The sequence below is a fragment of the Streptomyces sp. NRRL B-24484 genome, assembly GCF_000717715.1.
In the GTDB taxonomy this organism is placed as follows: domain Bacteria; phylum Actinomycetota; class Actinomycetes; order Streptomycetales; family Streptomycetaceae; genus Kitasatospora.
Genome location: NZ_JOAI01000062.1, coordinates 1 through 14,700 on the forward strand (window position 1 = coordinate 1; position 14,700 = coordinate 14,700).

General features: G+C 70.8%; 12 protein-coding genes and 1 pseudogene. 8 read left to right on the top strand and 5 right to left on the bottom strand.

The genetic code is table 11. The annotated features are described in order from the left end of the window. Positions 1 to 543 precede the first annotated feature (543 nt). The 4 genes from IE98_RS0137065 to IE98_RS43675 all read right to left on the bottom strand — a co-directional run bounded on the left by IE98_RS0137065 (position 544) and on the right by IE98_RS43675 (position 3,602). Positions 544 to 1,026: a hypothetical protein gene (locus tag IE98_RS0137065; protein ID WP_030276489.1), complete on the bottom strand. Its 483-nt coding sequence runs from the start codon at positions 1,024 to 1,026 to the stop codon at positions 544 to 546. Continuing rightward, positions 1,023 to 2,870, bottom strand: a complete 1,848-nt coding sequence (locus IE98_RS0137070) for a glycoside hydrolase family 15 protein (protein WP_052391466.1) — start codon at positions 2,868 to 2,870, stop codon at positions 1,023 to 1,025. Before IE98_RS0137070 ends, IE98_RS0137065 begins: the two co-directional genes overlap by 4 nt. Further along, complete coding sequence (locus IE98_RS0137075; protein WP_030276491.1) at positions 2,867 to 3,154, bottom strand: hypothetical protein; 288 nt, start codon at positions 3,152 to 3,154, stop codon at positions 2,867 to 2,869. Before IE98_RS0137075 ends, IE98_RS0137070 begins: the two co-directional genes overlap by 4 nt. 76 nt (positions 3,155 to 3,230) lie before the next feature. After that, positions 3,231 to 3,602: a carbonic anhydrase gene (locus IE98_RS43675; protein ID WP_324605836.1), complete on the bottom strand. Its 372-nt coding sequence runs from the start codon at positions 3,600 to 3,602 to the stop codon at positions 3,231 to 3,233. A 392-nt stretch (positions 3,603 to 3,994) separates the two neighbouring features. Between IE98_RS43675 and tal the strand changes: the two genes are divergently transcribed. The 7 genes and pseudogenes from tal to IE98_RS51470 all read left to right on the top strand — a co-directional run bounded on the left by tal (position 3,995) and on the right by IE98_RS51470 (position 10,878). Then, a complete protein-coding gene (gene tal / locus IE98_RS0137085) occupies positions 3,995 to 5,143 on the top strand; it encodes a transaldolase (protein ID WP_052391467.1) in 1,149 nt (382 codons plus the stop codon). 91 nt (positions 5,144 to 5,234) lie between these two features. After that, a complete protein-coding gene (locus IE98_RS43680; protein ID WP_052391468.1) occupies positions 5,235 to 5,735 on the top strand; it encodes an NAD(P)/FAD-dependent oxidoreductase in 501 nt (166 codons plus the stop codon). Positions 5,736 to 5,832: 97 nt separating this feature from the next. Continuing rightward, complete coding sequence (locus IE98_RS0137095; protein ID WP_030276493.1) at positions 5,833 to 8,628, top strand: aconitate hydratase; 2,796 nt, start codon at positions 5,833 to 5,835, stop codon at positions 8,626 to 8,628. 266 nt (positions 8,629 to 8,894) lie between these two features. Beyond that, positions 8,895 to 9,746 (top strand): Rieske 2Fe-2S domain-containing protein, encoded by an 852-nt coding sequence (locus IE98_RS0137100; RefSeq protein ID WP_030276495.1) that lies wholly within the window; start codon positions 8,895 to 8,897, stop codon positions 9,744 to 9,746. Further along, on the top strand, positions 9,743 to 10,006 hold the full coding sequence (locus tag IE98_RS0137105; RefSeq protein ID WP_052391469.1) for a DUF2945 domain-containing protein: 264 nt from the start codon (positions 9,743 to 9,745) through the stop codon (positions 10,004 to 10,006). The genes IE98_RS0137100 and IE98_RS0137105 overlap by 4 nt, the downstream gene beginning before the upstream one ends. 53 nt (positions 10,007 to 10,059) lie before the next feature. Continuing rightward, positions 10,060 to 10,575 (top strand): annotated as a pseudogene (locus tag IE98_RS50295) (DUF488 family protein); the annotation flags it as partial. Between the two features lie 27 nt (positions 10,576 to 10,602). Continuing rightward, complete coding sequence (locus IE98_RS51470) at positions 10,603 to 10,878, top strand: MGMT family protein (protein WP_267882383.1); 276 nt, start codon at positions 10,603 to 10,605, stop codon at positions 10,876 to 10,878. Between the two features lie 63 nt (positions 10,879 to 10,941). Here IE98_RS51470 and IE98_RS47250 read toward each other — a convergent pair whose 3' ends face one another. Then, positions 10,942 to 11,250 carry a SpoIIE family protein phosphatase gene (locus tag IE98_RS47250; protein WP_078661610.1) on the bottom strand — a complete coding sequence of 103 codons (309 nt, stop codon included), beginning with the start codon at positions 11,248 to 11,250 and terminating at the stop codon, positions 10,942 to 10,944. A 142-nt stretch (positions 11,251 to 11,392) separates the two neighbouring features. Here IE98_RS47250 and IE98_RS0137120 point away from each other — a divergent pair, with 142 nt between their 5' ends. Further along, positions 11,393 to 14,593 carry a Tn3 family transposase gene (locus tag IE98_RS0137120; RefSeq protein ID WP_030276503.1) on the top strand — a complete coding sequence of 1,067 codons (3,201 nt, stop codon included), beginning with the start codon at positions 11,393 to 11,395 and terminating at the stop codon, positions 14,591 to 14,593. Positions 14,594 to 14,700: the final 107 nt, after the last annotated feature.

Consider the following 14,700-nt stretch of genomic DNA (forward strand, 5'->3'; position numbering starts at 1 on the left):
AAGGGCTCCAGCCGGGCCCACTGCTCGTCAGTCATGTCTCCACGTGCCACGGACCGCGATCATTCCACGCCCCGAACCCACTTTCGAAACACGGCCTAGGCCCATGGGGGCGGGGTCACGGATTGTCAGCCTGGCCTTGCAAGGAATCCTCCGACGATGGTGCCGTGGGCGAGGTGTGAGACCCCCGCCGCAGGCCCCGCGGGCCCGGCAGGCAGCACCAGCCACGCCACGGTGGCACCCGTCGGCCGCGCCGGGCCCGCATCTGGGTAGCTGGGGAAGCATTTGGCGGCATCGACCGGGCAGGGCGCGGACCCGGACACAGGCCCGCTCCTGGCACTGCTCGCAGCCGCCTTCTGGCCCCACCACGCCCGGGACCAGGACCGAGTATCCGAGCCGGCGGAGCCGCATGGCGCTCCTCACCCGGCCGGTTCGCCTCCGATGGTCAGTTTGGGTGCCGGGGCATTTCGATTCAGCGGCCGACCCAGGTGTCGCATCGGCTCTTGACACCCCGCAGCAGCGAGCTCCGGCATGCTGTGGTGAAGATCAGCCGCCGAGTGCCGCGAAGCCCCCGACGAGGGTGCCGTATGCGACGTGGGCGGTGAGGGTGACCAGTGGCGTGGCGGGTCCGTAGTTGCGCATCAGGAAGCCGGGGGGTTCGACGAGCGCAACGTCGGGGGCGGTGGTGAGTGGTGTGCCCATGCGGGGGTGCACGATCGGCAGCAGGATGTTGACTAGGGCGGTTGCGGCGAAGACGCCCTGGGCGAGGCCGAACAGGGCGCCGAGCCACCAGCCGCAGTGGTGGATGGCGGCGAAGACGGCGAAGTAGACGAACGCGAAGACCTGGCCGTTGAGGAAGTGCAGGAGGTAGCCGAGGGCCTTGGCGCGGGCGCGGTCGGCGGTGAGGGCCGTGCCGAGCAGGAAGGGGAGGTCCATGCGCGTGAGTCCGAGCTCGCTTGCGGCCCGCAGCGTGGTGGTGAGCACGAGGGTGCCGAGGAATCCGCCTGCGGCGACGGCTGCCGGGCTCATGGGCCCGCCTCACAACCGGTGCCGGGGATGGCGCAGGCCGCGCTGATCAGGGCGAGATGGCTCAAGGCCTGGGGCAGGTTGCCGAGGAACGCCCCGGTCGCCGGGTCGATCTCCTCGCTGTAGAGGCCGACGTCGTTGGCCAGGGCCACGAGTTCGTCCATGAGCTCGGTCGCCTCCTGTACCCGGCCGGTTCGGGCGAGCGCCTCGGCGAGCCAGAAGGAGCAGGCCAGGAAGGCGCCCTCGGGTCCGGCGAGCCCGTCCTGCCCGGAGTACCGCGCGACGTAGGGGCCGTGGCGCAGCCCGGCGCTGACGGCGTCGACGGTGCCGCGCAGCCGCGGGTTGCCGGGTGCGCCGAAGCCGTACAGGACGCCGAGGAGGACAGAGGCGTCCAGGTCCTCGCTGTCGGCGGCGCGGGTGTAGCTGCCGAGGCGGGTGGAGAAGCAGCGGGTGTCGATGAATGTCCGTACGGCGTCGCGTTCCTGTCGCCAACGGGCGGCGTGGCGGGCCGGGATGGCGCTGTGTTCGGCGAGGTCGAGGGCGCGGTCGAGGGCGATCCAGCACATCATCTTGGACTGGGTGAAGTGCTCGGGTACGCTGCGGACTTCCCAGATGCCCGAGTCGGGCCGCCGCCAGGTGGCGCAGACGAGGTCGGCGATTTCCGCCAGGCGGCGGGCGAGGTCGCGGGAGAGGGGGGCGGCTTCCTTGGCGTAGAGCCAGGCGGTCTGCAGCAGTTCGCCGTAGGTGTCGAGCTGGGTCTGGTCGACGGCGGCGTTGCCGATGCGGACCGGCCGCGAGTCCAGGTAGCCGCTCAGGGGCAGGACCCGTTCGCGGGCGCGGGGGCCGCCGTCGAGGCGGTACAGGACCCGCAAGCGCGGATGGGTGAGCTGGGAGGCCTGCATCAGCCACCAGAAGTACCCATGGGCTTCCGCGGGGCAGCCCAGCCGCAGGAACACCTGCAGGGTGAACGCGGAGTCGCGGACCCAGGAGTAGCGGTAGTCCCAGTTGCGCTCCCCGCCCGGCCATTCGGGAAGCGATGTGGTGGCCGCGGCGGCGATGGCGCCGGACGGCGCGAACACGAGCAGCTTGAGCACGAGCGCGCTGCGCTGCACGGCCTCGCGCCAGTGTCCCTCGTACGTGCGTGCGCCGGTCCAGGCGCGCCAGCGGTCCCGGGTGCGGGCCAGTCGCAGCTCGCAGTCGGCGCGGGCGGGCAGTACGAGCGGTTCCTGGTGGGCGAACGGTACGGAGATCAGCGCATTCGTGCCCGAGCTGAGGGCGACGTCGGCGCTCACCGCCTCTCCGGCGACCACCGGCTCGCCGGCGTCCCAGGCGCAGACGGCCAGTGCGTCCCGGCCCCGTGCCGCGACGGGTACGCCTCCCCGCAGGCCAAACCGTGCCGGGCCCCGGCCGTAGTCGAAGCGCGGGCGCACGCTCCAGCGCAGCGGGACCGCCCCGGCGAGAGCGTCGATGCGGCGCAGGAGTTCTCCGGCAGGGGCGAGCGGCGGGCTGTCGGGGAGGCTGAGCGCGTCGGTGACCCGAACGGCGCCGTTTGCGGTGCGGAACGTGGTCTCTAGCAGGTTCGTCCCCGGCAGGTAGTGGCGTTCCACGGCGTAGGAGACGGTGGGTTCCAGTTGGAAGGACCCGCCGTCGTGTGGGTCCAGCAGGGCGGCGAACACGCTGGGAGAGTCGAGGTAGGGGATGCCGAGCCAGTCCACCGATCCGTCGGCCGCCACCAGGGCCACCGTGCGACCGTCGCCGATCACCGCGTAGTCCCATAGTGGCACGTGCCCGCCCGCCCGGGCGGCCCTGGCCTGTCCGGGCGCTGTGCCCTGGGGGGAAGCGGTCACGGGGTTGCCAGACGGCGGGTGAGTTCGTGGAGGTAGTCGTCGCCGTAGTGGGCCTGGAGGTCGTCGAGGTCGATCATCGGCGGGATGTCGATGACAGGCTGCCGCTCGGCCAGGAACGCCGCGGTCTCGGCGACAATCCGCCCTTCGTCGGCTCCCGGGATGCCGAGCCGGTTCACGGTGTCCGACGTCGCCCGCATCAGTGACTCGACCGTTTCGCTGCCCACGGGGAAGCGGACCAGGTATTCGTGATCGCCCAGGGACTCGATTTGGATGTCGGCTGCCATGTGAGGGCGTTCCTTCCTGCAGCTCCTGACCTGCGACGCTCCTGCCCGGCCGGGTGATCAAGGAGCGCCGCTCCGGTTACGTTACTTCGGTGAGCCGCCCGGTGGTGACGTCGTAGATGAATCCGCGCACTGCGTCGCGGTGGGCGAGGAAGCGGCTTTCCCTGACCCGGTAGATCGACCAGTGGACATCGACGGCGAGGTCTCGGAAGGACTCAACCGGCCAGTGCGGTCTGACGCCGCCCTCGGCCTGGAGCTGCTTCTTGAAGGCGTCATCGACGATGTCGAGCAGGGGGCAGTCAGTGTGGTGGATCAGAATGATCTCGCGGGTGCCCAGTTCGCGCTGGCTGATCGCGAGCGAGCGGATGACGTCATCGGTGACGACACCACCGGCGTTGCGGATCACGTTGGCCTGGCCGGGGTGCAGGCCGAGGAGGGCGTACATGTCCATCCGGGAGTCCATGCAGGCCACGACCGCGACCTGCATGGACGGCCGGCCAGGCAGTGCCTCGGGGGGGCTGGGCCGCGTACTCGTCGTTGTTCTTCAGCAGTGCGTCGGTGACGGACATCTGAACCTTCTCCGCAGTCGGCCGACACTCGCCCGGTGTGCGATCCCGGACACAGGTAGGTGGGGTTCTCCCAGCCTCTCTCTGATCGCCGGTCCCGCAACAGAACCGCCTCTTTCCGCGTCCGCCTGGGCGGCGTTGCCCAGGCGGGAGACCAGGGTGACGGGGGCCGGCCGAGAGCGCTGGCCGTTCCACCTGCGCGGAAGCAGACCAGGGGTGAGTCTGGAAGGAGCCGTTTGCCCCGCGGGGCGACGTTCACCGTCATAGGAGGGACCGCATGGCCGGCGATGCTCTTGCCCGGCTTTCCGAGGCCGGGGTGTCGATCTGGTTGGACGACCTGAGCCGCGAGCGCTTGACGAACGGCAGCCTTGGGTGGCTGGTGCGCGAGCGGCATGTGGTCGGCGTGACCACCAATCCGACGATCTTCGCGCGGGCTATCGAGGGCGGTGACCTGTACGCGCCGCAGATCGGCGACCTGGCGCTGAGGGATGTCGGTGTGGCCGAGGCGCTGCGGATGCTGACCACGTACGACGTGCGCTGGGCCTGCGATGTCCTGCGGCCGGTCCACGAGGCGACCGATGGCGTGGACGGGCGGGTGTCGATCGAGGTCGACCCGCGGCTCGCCTACGACACCGCCCGCACGGTCGCCGAGGCAAGGGCGCTGTGGTGGCTGGTGGACCGGCCCAACCTGTTCGTGAAGATCCCAGCCGCCCGGCAGGGCCTGGACGCGATTAGCGCCTGCCTCGCGGAGGGCATCAGCATCAACGTCACGCTGCTGTTCTCCCTTAACCGCTACGACGAGGTCGTGGAGGCGTTCCTGTCGGGCATGGAACGCGCCCACGAGGCGGGGCTGGACCTGACAGGGATCACCTCGGTCGCGTCGTTCTTCGTCTCCCGGGTGGACACCGAGATCGACCGCCGCCTGGACGCGCTGGGCGGCGAACGCGCGGCGGCGCTGCGCGGCTGGGCCGGCATCGCCAACGCCCGGATCGCCTACGAGCACTACGAGCACGCGTTCGCGAGCGACCGGTGGCGGCGGCTGGCCGACGCGGGAGCGCGGCCGCAGCGGCTGCTGTGGGCCTCCACCGGCGTCAAGGAGCCGTCCTACGACGACACCCGCTACGTGACCGGCTTGGTCGCTCCGAACCTAGTCAACACCATGCCGCAGGCCACCTTGGATGCCGTCGCCGACCACGGCGCCGTCCCCGTCACCGACCTGCGCGGCGGCTACCGCGAGGCGCACAAGGTTCTGACGGGCCTCGCCGAGCTCGGCATCGACTACGCGGACGTCGTGCAGCACCTCGAGGACGACGGAGTCGCCAAGTTCGAGGCCAGCTGGGACGAACTCGGCCAGAAACTCGCGACCCGACTGGACGGCGGCGACCGACCGGCACCCCGGGAACGGCAGGAGGAGGCGAAGCGATGACGCGTGAGGCCACCATGGTGATCGTCGGCGCGCGCCTCGCCGGCGCCAGGCCACCGAGGCGCTGCGCGAGCACGGCTTCGACGACCGAGTCGTGCTCATCAACGACGAGACCATGCCTCCCTACGAGCGCCCGCCACTGTCCAAGGGATACCTGCAGGGCAAACAGGACCGCGACAAGATGTTCGTCCACCCGCCCGAGTGGTACACGGAGCACGAGGTCGAGCTCCGCCTCGGCACCCCGGTCACCGCGGACCGGGACCACAGGACCGTCACCCTCGCCGGCGGCGAGACCGTGGGCTACGACAAGCTGCTGCTGACCACCGGCGCCACATCCGAGCGCCTGCCCGTCCCGGGCGCCGACCTGGACGGCGTGCTCTACCTGCGCTGCGTTCAGGACTGCGAAGCGCTCAAGGACAGGTCCCAGCGGGCCCGCCGGATCGCGCTCATCGGCGGGGGATGGATCGGCCTGGAGGTGGCCGCCGCAACCCGCGGGGCGGGCGTCGAGGCGACCGTGCTGGAAGCAGGCGAACTACCCCTGCTGCGCGTCCTCGGACCACAGATCGCACCCGTCTTCGCCGACCTCCACCGCTAGCACGGCGCGGACCTGCGGCCGCGCGAGCCCGCCCCTCCCAGCCGACCCTCCGCCCCCAGCGGACCCGCCACTCCGACCCGCCACAAGGATGAGGAGCATGCCCGCCGTGCCGATCGACAGCTTCGCCGCAAAGGGGCGCCTTGACGCCGCCGGATCCACGTTCACCATCTACCGGCTCGACGCGCTCGACCGCGCCGCCCGCCTCCCGTACAGCCTGAAAGTGCTGCTGGAGAACCTGCTGCGCAACGAGGACGGCCGAACGGTCACCGCCGACCAGATCGCCGCCCTGGAGGCCTGGGATCCGGGAGCCGAGCCTGCGACCGAGATCCAGTTCACCCCGGCGCGGGTGCTGATGCAGGACTTCACCGGAGTGCCGTGCATCGTCGACCTGGTCGCCATGCGCGAGGCGATGGCCGCCCTCGGCGGCGACGTGAGGCGCATCGACCCGCTGCGGCCGGTCGACCTGATCATCGACCACTCCGTGATCGCCGACTACTACGGCACGCCCCAGGCGTTCGACCGCAATGTCGAGCTGGAATTCCACCGCAACGCCGAGCGGTACCAGTTCCTGCGCTGGGGACAGGCCGCGTTCGACAGCCTGCGGGTCGTCCCGCCCGGAACCGGCATCTGCCACCAGGTCAACCTCGAACACCTCGCCCGCGTCGTGTTCACCGAAGACGGCACCGCGTTCCCCGACACCCTGGTCGGCACCGACTCCCACACCCCCATGGTCAACGGGCTCGGCGTCCTGGGCTGGGGCGTGGGCGGCATCGAAGCCGAAGCGGCGATGCTCGGCCTGCCGCTCAGCATGCTCATCCCCCGCGTAGTCGGCGTGAAGCTCACCGGGGCACTGCCCGAGGGCAGCACCGCGACTGACCTGGTCCTCACCATCGCCGAGAGGCTCCGCGCGCACGGCGTAGTCGGCAGCTTCGTGGAGTTCTACGGCCCCGGCGTCGCCAATGTGCCGCTCGCCAACCGGGCCACGATCGGCAACATGAGCCCCGAATACGGCGCCACCTGCGCGATCTTCCCCGTCGACGACGAAACCCTGTCCTATCTGCGGCTCACCGGCCGCGACCGGGAGCACATCGCCTTGGTGGAGGCGTACGCCAAACAGCAGGGCCTGTGGCACGACCCGGGCCACGAGCCCGCCTACTCCGCGACCCTGGAGATCGACCTCACGGCCGTCGTGCCATCGATCGCGGGACCCAAGCGCCCCCAGGACCGCATCGTCCTGTCCGACGCACCACGCGCCTTCCGCGCCGTGCTCGGCGGCTACGTCTCCTGCGACCCGGCCCCGGTCGGCCTCGACGAGGGCAGTGCGGAATCCTTCCCCGCTTCCGATCCCGTCGCCGTCACCGGCGGCCATGAGGGTGACGCGCCGGTGCACTTCGACACCGGCCGGGCCTTGGAGGCCCAGCCGCTGAACCCCACCCCGGTGACCTTCCGCGACGGCAGCACCGCTGAGATCGGGCACGGCGCCGTGGTGATCGCCGCGATCACCTCCTGCACCAACACCTCCAACCCGGAGGTCATGGTCGGCGCCGCGCTGCTGGCGAAGAAGGCCGCCGAGCGGGGACTGAAGCCCAAGCCGTGGGTGAAGACCACCCTCGCCCCCGGCTCGAAGGTCGTCATGGACTACTTCGAGCGCGCCGGCCTGGTCCCCTACCTGGACGAACTCGGCTTCGACCTGGTCGGCTTCGGCTGCACCACCTGCATCGGCAACTCCGGCCCCCTGATCGAGGAGGTCGGCCGCGCCGTGGCCGACCAGGATCTCGCGGTGGCGTCGGTGCTCTCCGGCAACCGCAACTTCGAAGGCCGCATCCACCCCCAGACGAAGCTGAACTACCTCGCCTCGCCGCCCCTGGTCATCGCCTACGCCTTGGCCGGGTCGATGACCGTCGACCTCACCCGCGACCCGCTCGGCACCGGAAACGACGGCAGGCCCGTGTATCTGCACGACATCTGGCCCAGTCAGCGCGAGATCCGCGACGTCGTCTCCGCCAGCCTCAACGCTCAGATGTTCACCCGCGACTACGCCGACGTCTTCACCGGCGACCAGCGCTGGAGTGACCTGCCCACCCCACACGGGGAACTGTTCGCCTGGGACCCGGACTCCACCTACGTGCGCCGCCCACCGTACTTCGAGGACCTCGCCCGCACCCCCGAGCCGCTCAGTGACATCGAAGGCGCGAGGGTGCTCGTGCTGCTCGGCGACTCGGTGACCACCGACCACATCTCCCCGGCGGGCGCCATCAAGCACGACTCACCGGCCGGGCAGTACCTCGCCGCCCGCAGCGTCGACCGGCGCGACTTCAACTCCTACGGCTCCCGCCGCGGCAACCACGAGGTGATGATCCGCGGCACCTTCGCCAACATCCGTCTGCGCAACCTCCTCGCCCCCGGCTCCGAGGGCGGCGTCACCCGTCACCTGCCCGACGGCGACCGGGCCACCATCTTCGACGCCGCCACGCGCTACGCCGACGAAGGCGTCCCGCTGCTCGTCATCGCCGGCAAGGAATACGGCTCCGGCTCCTCGCGCGACTGGGCTGCCAAAGGCACCGCGCTGCTCGGTGTGAAGGCCGTGCTCGCCGAATCGTTCGAGCGGATCCACCGCTCCAACCTCATCGGGCTGGGCGTCCTGCCCCTGCAGTTCGCCCCGGGGCAGAGCCGGGAGTCCCTCGGCCTCAGCGGCGAGGAGACCTACACCATCCGCGGACTGGCCGGCGCGGACGGACAGCTACCGCGCGAGGTCACTGTCACCGCCGACCGCCCCGACGCGGCCCCGGTCGAATTCACAGCCCGTGTACGGATCGACACCCCCACCGAGGCGGACTACTACCGGCACGGCGGCATCCTGCCCTACGCCCTGCGCACCCTGCTCCCGGCATGAGCCCCCGTGTCACGGACCATCGCGAGCGGATGCCCTGGCCATCTATCTCCGGCACCTCCGGCGATTCCGACCGGGGAGGTGCGGAACATGCGCCCGGTCGGCCGTGCGCCGGGGCCTCCGGGGTGGCAGCCGCGCGACTCCCCTTGTGCCTGGGGCCCGTGCGAACCCGGTTGACCCGGTCCGCTCGCCGCCGCCCCGACCCGGTGCGATCGTGAGCAGGCGGCCCCGGGAATGACGAGTACCCGCCGCGCTGAGGAGCGACTGTGATGCTGCAGCAACTGGTCCGGCGGATCGAAGGCCTGCACCAGCTGGACGGCGCCTGCCACGCGACGGCCGCGTGGGTGGCCCGAGCAACCCGTCCCCGCGCGGTCAAGAACGCGCTGTCGGGCAACTGGCTGGGCCATCCGCTGCACCCCGTTCTGACGGACCTGCCCATCGGCGCCTGGACCATGGCCACCCTGGTCGACGTGACCTGCGGCCCGGTGGGGGCCACCGCGGCGCGTCGCCTCGTCGGCGCAGGTCTGATCGCGGCGTTGCCGACCGCCGCCGCGGGGGCGTCCGACTGGTCCGACAGCTACGGTCCCGAGCAGCGGGCCGGGTTCGTGCACGCCGTGTGCAACGCGACCGCGACCGTGCTGCAGGCCTGTTCCTGGGCCACCCGTCGGCGCGGACGACACGCAACGGGGATGGCGCTGAGCGGCGCGGGGCTGGGCCTGACCCTGGCCGCCGCCTATCTGGGCGGCCATCTCTCCTTCGTCAGGGGTGTCGGGGTCAACCACGCCGCATTCCAGGAAAGCGTCGGCGACTGGACCGACGTCGCGGCTGTGACCGACCTTGGTGACGGCAGGCCCTTGCGCGTCACCGCAGGCGGTGTGCCGGTGGTGATCGTCCGCGACAACGATTCGCTGTCCGCGCTCTCGGCGACCTGCACCCACGCCGGCGGCCCGCTCGACGAGGGCACACTTGACGGCGAGGGCTGTCTGCGCTGCCCTTGGCACGGCAGCGTCTTCCGGCTCGCCGACGGCTCCGTGGTACGGGGCCCGGCGTCGGTCGCCGCGCCGCGCTGGGAGGTCAGAGCCGACGACGGCCGCCTGTTCGTGCGGTCCGTGCCGGTATGACGGGCAACCGGGTCGGCGCGGGCGCGAGAAGGGCCTCTGAGGTGACGCGGTTCTCGGTGGGTGACCATGTCCGGTGGAACTCCGAGGCCGGATCCGTCGAAGGCGTCATCGTCAAGAAGCACACCCGCGACGTGGACTGGAAGGGCTACGTGCACCACTGCACCGAGGAGGACCCGCAGTACGAGATCAAGAGCGACAAGACCAACCACATCGCCCTGCACAAGGGCGGAGCGCTGACGAAGATCCCGAAGAGCGGCTAGCCGTTCACGCCCGGCACCCTCGGGCGGGCCGGCCGCTGTGGGGTGAGGCAGGCATGGACGAGCGCATCTTCACGGTGGGGCACTCGACACGCGACTTCGACGACGTGCTGGCCCTACTGCGCGCCAACCAGGTCACCCACCTGGTCGACGTCCGCTCGTTCCCCTCGTCGAGGAAGTACCCCCAGTGGAACCAGCAGGCCGTCATCGACGCGCTCCCAGCGGACATCGGCTACCGGTGGATCGCGAAACTGGGCGGACGCCGCCACACTCCCAAGGACGTGCCGAGCGTGAACGGGGCCTGGAGGGTCAAGGCGTTCCGTGACTACGCCGACTACATGGCCACCCCCGACTTCGCCGCCGGACTCGCCGAACTCCTGGCGCTCGCCGACGCCGGGCGGCCGGTGGTCATGTGCAGCGAGGCGGTGCCGTGGCGCTGCCACCGCAGGCTGATCACCGACGCCCTGCTCGTCGCGGGCCGCAAGGTCTCGCACATCCTGTCGGCGACCAGGGTTGAGCCAGCGGTCCTGAACGAGCACGCCGAGGTCCACGACGGGCACCTCGTCTACCCGACTCAGCCTGAGCAGGCGGGCACGAGCCTGGTCGAGGAGGTCCGCGAACAGGTCCTGGCCATCCCCGCCGGCCGCGTCGCCTCCTACGGCGACATCGGCGAGCGGATCGCAGCGGGGCCGCGACAGGTGGGACGGGCGATGAGCCAGCTCGGCGACAGCGTCCCGTGGTGGCGTGTGGTCCATGCCGACGGCACGCCCGCCTCCTGCCACGGCGGCAAGGCGCCGGAGCTCCTGCGGGCCGAGGGGGCGCCGATGCGGGGTGCGCGTGTGGACATGCGGCGCGCACGGCACCTCGCGACATGAGCGGCCGACCGGCCCGCGGCGCCGACCCCGGCGGGAGCGCACGAGCGCGTGACCGTGCCCGCTTCACCCTGGCCGGCGGTCCGGAGTGCGCAGGGCGAGCACGGCGACGTCGTCGCCAGGTGCCGGACCGTGCCTCGCGACAAGCTCCGAGCAGAGCTGCCGCAGTGGGGCCTTGGCGAGGCGGCCGGCGTGGTCGGCCAGCGCGGTCAGACCAACGTCGATGTCCTCGCCGCAGCGCTCCACCAGTCCGTCGGTGAACAGCAGCAGCGTGCTTCCCGCCGGGAGCGGGTGTTCGTGGTCGTAGCGGGGGACGGCGGGGGTCCAGCCAAGGTGAGCCCAAAAGCGGCAGTGGGATGATCTTGAGCCCGTGATGCCTGTTCAGGGCCCTATCAGTCCGTGACCGGCGGTGTCCCGGGTTCCGTGGTTCTGATCGTCTCAGGTCCGGGTGCCAGCGATGATCCCGCGCGGGTGCGTGCGGCGCGTCCGGCAGGGCTGGATACCGGGTGGGGTGGGGATGACCTCGATCGAGCGGACCGCGTACCCGCGGTTCAAGCGGCTGATCACCGCGCGCGAGTTGCACGTGTTCTTCACGCCGTCCGAGGAGGAGCGGGCCTGGGCGGAGGGGGTCACGGACTCGGACGAGCACCAGCTGGCGCTGCTGCTGGCGTTGAAGTCATACCAGCGCATGGGCTGCTTCCCGAAGCCGTCCGAGATCCCGGATCAGGTGGTGGAGTTCGTGCGGCGGGCGGTGGAGCTGCCGGAGCACACCGAGCCGGTGTACCGGTCGGAGCGGACAGTGCGACTCCACCGGGGCATGGCGCGGGAGCGGTGCGGGATGCGCAACGACGGGCCGGCCGCCCGGGCGCTGGCCGAGGAGGCGATGCGCACTGGTGGGGTGTCGAAGAACAACCCGGCCGATCTGATCAACATCGCGTTGGAGAAGCTGGTGGAGGCCGGGCTGGAGATCCCCCGGTTCTCGACGCTGGACGCGATGGCCTCCACGGTGCGGGCCCGGGTGAACGAGGAGATCCTGGCCGGGATCCGGGAGCGGATGACCGAGGACGAGCGGCACAGGCTGCTGAAACTGGTCGACGTGGTCGGTCTGGACGGCAAGTCACTGTTCAACGCGCTGAAGAACAACCCCGGGCGGGCGACCTGGTCGAACTTCAAGCGGCTGAAGGGCCACCTGGAGTGGGTGGACGGCTTGGGCGAGAGCGGCAAGTGGCTCCAGGGGGTGGCCACCGGGAAGGTCGCGGACTTCGCCGGCGAGGCGGAGGCCCAGGACGCGGCCACGCTCAAGGACTACACCACGGACCGGCGGGTCGCGCTGATCGCCTGCCTGGCGGCGAAGGCGCGGATGCGGGCGAGGGACGACCTGGCGACGATGTTCTGCAAGCGGATGGCCGGCAAGGCGAAGAAGGCCCGCGAGGAGCTGGAGGAGATCCGCCGCCAGCAGCAGGAGATCGTGGAGACGCTGGTCGCCAACTACCGCACCCTGCTGCAGCAGGTCGACGCCGGCGGGCCCGCGCAGACCGCGCGGGCGAAGGCCGCCGCGCTGACCAAGGAGGCCCTGGACGCCCTGGAGGGCCTGGACGAGGAGTCCACCACGGCGGAGGTCGCCAAGAAGCTGGAGGGCCGGGTGTCGCCCGCGCTGCTGGTGCTCGCGGAGGGGCTGATGGTCCAGTCGAACGGGCTGGCCTCCCTCGCCGCGGCGGTGGAAGGGCTCGGCGGCTTCGACGCCCAGTACGCGCAGATCGAGCGGGTCTCCGCGCACCACGGCGACAACTGGGAGGTGCTGCTGCATGGCCACATGAAGGCGGACCGGCCGGTGATGTTCGACCTGACCGACGTCATCGAACTGAAGGCCACCAGCGAGGACTCCTCCGTGCTGGACGCCCTCGCGCACGCCAAGGCCCACCGCACCCCGGTGCGCGACTTCATCCCCGACCGGGACGGCAAGGGCCGCAAGGTGAACGTCTCCTTCGCCACGCGGAACTGGCAAAAGGTCATCCGCGACCGCCGCCGGCCCGGGCACTTCGTGCGCCGCCACTTCGAGGCGATGGTGTTCTACTACCTCGCCGAGGAGTTCCGCACCGGCGACGTCGCGGTGATCGGCTCCGAGGAGTACGCCGACTGGTCCGAGCAACTGCTGCCCTGGGAACAGGTGGAGGCCAAGCTGCCGGAATACCTGGTGGAGGTCGGCCTCCCGCAGGCCGGCGACCAGACGCCGTTCGACGGCCGCGCCCTGGTCGCCCAGCTCCGGGGGCGCCTGAGCGCGGCGGCGGCGAAGGCGGACGGCGAGTACCCGGAGAACGACGAGCTGTTCATCGACCCGGACTCGGGGGTGCCCAAGCTCAAGCCCCGCCGCGCGGAGAAGCCCCGCAAGAGCGCCCAGGTGCTGGAGCAGGCAATCAAGGAGCGGATGCCGGAGCGCACGCTGCTGGGGATCGTGGCCCGTACCGCGTACTGGATCGAGTGGTGGCACCGGTTCGGGCCGGCCTCCGGCAACGACCCCAAGCTCAAGGCCCCGTTCGGCCGGTACGTCATCACGACGTTCGTGAAGGGCACGAACATGACGTACGCGGAGGCCGCCCGGCACATCGCCGGCGTCTCCGGCCACGAGCTGTCGGTCGCGGTCCGACGGCACGTCACCACGGCGAAGCTGAACGAGGCGATCGGCGACGTCGTGGACCGGCACAACCAGCTCGACCTGTCCCGCGCGTGGGGCAACGGCACCACCGCCGCGGCCGACGGCACCCACATGGACACCTACCTGGACAACCTGCTCGCCGAGACGAGCGTGCGGTACGGGGCGGTCGGCGGCATCGCCTACCACCACGTCTCGGACCTGTACATCGCGCTGTTCACGCACTTCGTGCCGTGCGGCGTGTGGGAGGCCGTCTACATCATCGAGGGCCTGCTGAAGAACACCTCCGAGGTGAAGCCCACCACGGTCCATGCGGACACGCAGGGCCAGAGCTACCCGGTCTTCGCGATCGCGCACTTGCTCGGCATCGACCTGATGCCCAGGATCCGCAACTGGAAGGACCTGCTATTCTTCCGCCCCAGCCGCACCGCGCAGTACGAGCACATTGACGCCCTGTTCGGCGAGGCGGGCCGCAACGTCATCGACTGGGCGCTGATCGAGACGCACTTCAAGGACCTGATGCGGGTGATCGTCTCGATCCGCGAGGGCGCCATCTCCTCCGTGCTGCTGCTCAAGCGGCTGCGGTCCGGCTCGCGCCGCAACGCTACCTACACCGCTTTCCGCGAGGTCGGCAAGGTCATCCGCACCGTCCAGCTGTTGCGGTACCTGTCGGACGCGCCGCTTCGGGCGCGGGTGACGGCGGCGACCAACAAGGTCGAGGCGTTCAACGGCTTCTCGGACTGGGTGCGCTTCGGCCAGCACGGCACGGTCGCGGCGAACGACCCCGTCGAGCAGGAGAAGGACGTGAAGTTCACCTCCCTGCTGGCCAACCTGGTGATCTTCCACAACGCCCTGGACATCGCCGACGTCGTGCGCCAGCTCCAGGCCGAGGGCCAGGTCGTCGACCCGCTCGACCTCGCGCAGATCTCCCCGTACCTGACCGAACACATCAAGCGGTTCGGTGAGTACTCCACCCACGAACTCGGCATCACCCCCGACGACTACAACGCCCGCCTGGACGTCGACTTCAGCGTGCTCGGCGACGACGAGAAGGCGGCGGCAGCATGACCGACACCGGGTCATACCGGGCCACCCCCGAAGCCCGCCGCGTCCCCGCGCAGGCCGCCGCCGGACCGGGAGGAGGAGCCTCCAGCACGCCCACAACTCGCCTTGGG